This window comes from Streptomyces sp. NPDC057697 (genome assembly GCF_042799335.1).
Taxonomy (GTDB): Bacteria; Actinomycetota; Actinomycetes; order Streptomycetales; family Streptomycetaceae; genus Streptomyces.
The window spans coordinates 1-4,406 of record NZ_JBHVJA010000032.1 but is presented as its reverse complement, the minus strand read 5'-3'; the positions used below and the strand labels follow the sequence as shown (position 1 = coordinate 4,406).

The window sequence follows — 4,406 nt, the reverse complement described above, 5'->3', positions numbered from 1 at the left end:
GGAACGAACCCTGTCGGATGAGGCCCTGGAATCCAAGTGCCTTTCTCCGACTGAGGTTTCGCGGGCGGCGAAGGTCTCGACTGCGGCCCTGTACAAGCGGAGGAAACAGGATGGCTGATGAAAGTCAATTAGGCCCCCGTCCGAATTGGGCGGGGGCCTTTTTGGTGGGACCGGGCCTGAGAAAGTCTTTACCGAAAGCTGATCAGCGGGGCCCCTCCGGGATCAAGAAAAGGGGCCGAGTGCCCACTTACGCGGTGAGGGCTTTCCAGCCCTCTCCATTGGTACAAGTGTAATGGCCCCTTTTCATGATCCCGCCCCGCAGATCACCTTTCGGCAAACACTTTCCCAACCCCTAGGAAGTTGGTCATCCTGCGGGAGCGTCGGGGCCCTTCTCGTAGACCAGGTGGTAGGCAGTCAGAAGGTTGACCAGCTCTGCGAATCCGCCGTTCTCGGCAGCGTCGAGGATGGCGGCCTGGAGGCCCGGCACCCGTCGCATGGCCCGGAGCGATTCGGCCGGCAGAAGTGCCCACGTCTCCCCGCCGACCTCTTCGGCCGCGACCTCTTCGTCGGTCAACTCCGGTTCGTCATCGAGGAGTTGGGCCCGCAGGCCGCGTGACCATGTGATCGCTCGTCGCCGGAAGGTCGCCTTCTCGTACTCGTGCCAGACCGGGACGACGGCGGCGTCTCCGGTGACGCGCAGGTATTCCAGCATCTCGAACGGGGCGAGGGTTCCGAGGCGTCCGGCCTTCATGTCGCCACGGGCCATTTCGTTGCCGAGGTGGCCTTTGCCTTCCTGGACCTTGGCGATATATTCACCTGCCTCTTCCGGGGTGGTGACCTTGGACCAGTTGACACCGTGTTCCTTGCTCGGCTCGTATCCCTTCTTCTTCATCCAGGCCCGCCAAACCTTGTCCCACCGGTGAATTGCGTAGGCGAGTTCGGGGCCGGTTTCCTCGTTGAGGAGGAGGACGACATGCAGGTGCGGATGCCAGCCGTTGCGGGTTCCGTAGGTGATTTCGAGCGAGCGGATATTGCCCCGGACTCCGAGCCGGTCGCGTTCTCCGAACACTCCCCGCTTCGGGTCACCGGCCCAGGCCCGGCCGGACATGAGCTGACGCCATCCGTTGGCGACCGCGTCGAAGAGGTCGGCAAGATCGTGATGCTTCTTGTGACGGGCCGTCAGGGTGACCATCCAGGCCGTTCCGCCGTCGGCCATGTGCCGGGCGACGGCGCGTGCGATCTCGTCGGCGCGGGTGGCCCGGATCTTGGCCGAGCACACCGGGCAGGCCCAGATGGAGCCGCAGGAGCAGAAGCCGGACCAGTGGGCGACGCCAGCGTTGACGACGACCGCCGCCAGGCCGTCGCCGACGTTCCCGTTGGTGGTCCGGCCGCACTTCTTGACGCGCGGGATCGTGGTGATCCCCCAGAGGACTTGCCGCTGTGCGAAGCGCTTCCCACGGCGATCCTGCCGAACGGCCGATTCGGCCTCTGAGCTGGGAAGTTCTTGGATGTGGGAAACATTATTCGCGTTGTACCTAGAAGGGCCGTCCGCCAGGCCGCCAGAGGCGGCCCGGCTGCCCCTCCTGCCTTCGGCCCGGGGCTGCCGGGAGACCTGGCGACCGGCCGTGGCCGTGAGGGTCCTGCGGACCTGTTCCGTGATCAGCTCTTCGGCCTCGATCACACCGGCCTGGTCGTCTCGACCGGTGTCGGCGGTCTGCCCTACGCTGTCCATGGACGTTCTCCGTTCGTGCTGTCAGAGGCGGGGCGGAGACCAAGGGGCCCGAAGCGTCACCAGCGCTTTCGGGCCCCCTTTGCGTCTCTCGTGCGATCCTGTCCTCAGTGGCCGACCGGCGTGATACGAACACGCCGGGCGGTCACTTCGCGTTCTGCTGGCCCATCAGGCTCTTGATGACGAGCCAGCCGATGGCCGCCGAGATGGCTGCGATCCCGACCGCCACCGCGACGACGGCGACGGCCAGGAGGAGGGCGACGACCAGGACCCCGGCCCCGGCCCCGGCGATGAGCTGTCCGGAGTGCTGACGGAGCCAGGAGGGCGCGGGGGCAGCCTGCTGGACCACGACGTAGGCCGGGGGCTGCTGGAGGCTCTGAGGGGCGCTGAGGGCCTGTCCGGGGCCGATGTGGATCGGGGTCGGGGTGTAGACGGGCGGGGGCTCGTACGCGGTCATGACGCCTTCCTCCTACGGGTCGTCTTCGGGGCTTCCTTCTGGAGCGGCACGGTTGTGCCGGCCGAATCGGCGGAGACGTCTCGGACGGTGGGGGCAGCCGCGGGAATGACGTCGGCGCGGTAGCCGATGGACGCGGCGACGAGCTGGAGCATGGCGGCCTCGTCGATGTCGCCCACCCGGACGCGGTCGTAGCGGCCGGAGAGTCCGGGCACCCCGGTGACGACGCAGACCCCGGCGAAGCGTTCCTTGTCGATCAGGGTCGTGGGCTGGTTCTCCTCGTCCTTGCGGATGCCGTTGCCCAGCGCGGCCTCTGCCCCGTCGATGGTGAAGGTGGCGAAGCAGACGCCGACTTCGAGGTTGTCGCGGACGGCGGTCGGGATCGCGTCCGAGGTCTGCTTCTGGGTGCCGACGACGGGGATCACGCCGAGGCCGCGACCTTCCTTGGCGACCGTCCGCATGAGCCGCTGGTTGGCCTCGATGAGTTCCTTGTCCTTGCCCTTGAGCCCGGCCGCGTCGATGTAGTTGTGGCACTCGTCCATGAGCACCAGGACCAGCGGGATCGTGACGGTCGGTCCGGCCTTCCAGAACTTGTGCGTCCCTCGTTCGGCCACGAGCTGTGAGGGCCGGTCCTTGATCAGCCGGACGAGTTCGGTCAGGCGCTGATGGGCGGTCTCGGGGTTGTCCCCGACGATGAACATGGCCCGCTGGCCGACCTCTCCCCAGTCGCCGTATCGGGGGTCGCTGGTCTTGCCGTCGAACACGGCGAACTGGACCTCGGGCCGCCGAGCGAGGGAGGCGAACCAGCCGAGCATGAGCATGGTTTTGCCGTAGCCCGGCATGCCGGCCACCTTGATGCCGGACAGCTCTCGGAGCGGGATGACGAGGTCGCGGGCCCAGGGGTTGCGGCCGAGCGGGAGCACCCAGTCGTCCCCGGCCGGGAAGGCGTACGGGAAGTGCTCGTCCAGCGGGTTGCCGACGAGGCCGCGAAGCTCGACCACACCGGGGGCGACGCGCTGGACCTCGACCGTCTGGCAGCCCCAGGAGTCGGCCAGCCACCCGGCTGCCTTCTCGTACTCCTCGATGCCGACCTTCGGGATCGTGGCGGCGCGGACCCGGATGCCCCAGGGCTCGGGGTAGACCCGGATCTTCGGGACGACGGTGATCGGCTTGACCGGCTTGCCGTCCATGCCCTTGCGGCCCTTGGTGTTCTCGTCCACGCGGGCGAGGCCGAGGTTGGGGGCGAGGCGCTTCCACCGGAGCGAGATCCGCCAGGCGTGCCGCATCCGGCGCCGCTGGAGCGGGGTTGCGCGGAGGTAGCGGTAGGTGGTGATCAGGAGCCGAGCGGCCCCCCAGCCGACCAGGGCCACGAGGGCAACCAGGGCGATCAGGGGGGCCGCGTTCAGCCCGTCCAAGACGGAGGAGGTCACGGTCAGCCCTCCGACTTCCGGCCGGACGGGACGGCGGAGATGGCGCGGACCTCGTCGGCCTGGTACCAGGCCGTGCCGCCCACGATCCGCTCGTTGCCGTTCTTGTCGGTCCGCTTCTCGGCGGGGCTGACGCCCACACGGAAGCCGACGAGCTCGACGGGGGTCGGGCCGCCGAGGGTCTGGGCGGGGTCCTGGTGGGACGCGATGCCGATCTTGAGGATCTCGTTCTCGACGCGGCCGAACTGCTGGAAGGTGGCGACGACCTGGACCTCCCACTTCGGGATGCCGTCCTTGGTCGTGTCCTGCTTGTCGTTGTTGCCGAAGACGGTCTTCGGGGAGCTGCTGAGGAACATCAGCATGTTGAAGCTCTTGGCCTGGTCAACGAAGAAGATCGCGGGCATGGGGGCCTCTTTCTGACGTGTCGTCATGTGACGAGTGGGTGACTACGTGCTGTGCTGTGCTCTACCCTGAACCCAGTCAACGGGGATTGTCAACTGGTTTGTGGATTGCATGGAGGAGTTCCCTATGTCGGCCGTACCGAAGAAGACTGCTGATCAGGCCAAACGGCAGCTCGAACGTCTCCGGGACCTGGCGGTGTACGGGCTGACGGCGGATCAGGCGAACCGGCCGGACGCGGCGGAGTGGTACCGGACGATCCTCCGTGCTGCCTCTGACATCCGGGAGGAGAGTCGATCACTGGAACGAACCCTGTCGGATGAGGCCCTGGAATCCAAGTGCCTTTCTCCGACTGAGGTTTCGCGGGCGGCGAAGGTCTCGACTGCGGCCCTGTACA

5 protein-coding genes are annotated in these 4,406 nt (G+C 67.2%); 1 reads left to right on the top strand and 4 read right to left on the bottom strand.

Going from position 1 to position 4,406, the window contains the following annotated elements; all coding sequences use genetic code 11:
- Positions 1 to 364 precede the first annotated feature (364 nt).
- The 4 genes from ACFVFH_RS35665 to ACFVFH_RS35650 form a co-directional block, all read right to left on the bottom strand.
- Positions 365 to 1,732, bottom strand: a complete 1,368-nt coding sequence (locus ACFVFH_RS35665) for a protein rep (RefSeq protein WP_376947936.1) — start codon at positions 1,730 to 1,732, stop codon at positions 365 to 367.
- A 142-nt stretch (positions 1,733 to 1,874) separates the two neighbouring features.
- Positions 1,875 to 2,186, bottom strand: a complete 312-nt coding sequence (locus ACFVFH_RS35660; RefSeq protein WP_376947934.1) for a hypothetical protein — start codon at positions 2,184 to 2,186, stop codon at positions 1,875 to 1,877.
- Positions 2,183 to 3,613 (bottom strand): hypothetical protein, encoded by a 1,431-nt coding sequence (locus tag ACFVFH_RS35655; RefSeq protein ID WP_376947985.1) that lies wholly within the window; start codon positions 3,611 to 3,613, stop codon positions 2,183 to 2,185. The genes ACFVFH_RS35660 and ACFVFH_RS35655 overlap by 4 nt, the downstream gene beginning before the upstream one ends.
- A gap of 2 nt (positions 3,614 to 3,615) precedes the next feature.
- Positions 3,616 to 4,014 (bottom strand): hypothetical protein, encoded by a 399-nt coding sequence (locus ACFVFH_RS35650; protein ID WP_376947983.1) that lies wholly within the window; start codon positions 4,012 to 4,014, stop codon positions 3,616 to 3,618.
- Positions 4,015 to 4,138: 124 nt separating this feature from the next.
- On the opposite strand from ACFVFH_RS35650, the gene ACFVFH_RS35645 reads away from it, so the two are divergent.
- The coding region (locus tag ACFVFH_RS35645) for a hypothetical protein (protein WP_383777091.1) at positions 4,139 to 4,406 on the top strand (268 nt) is incomplete at its 3' end.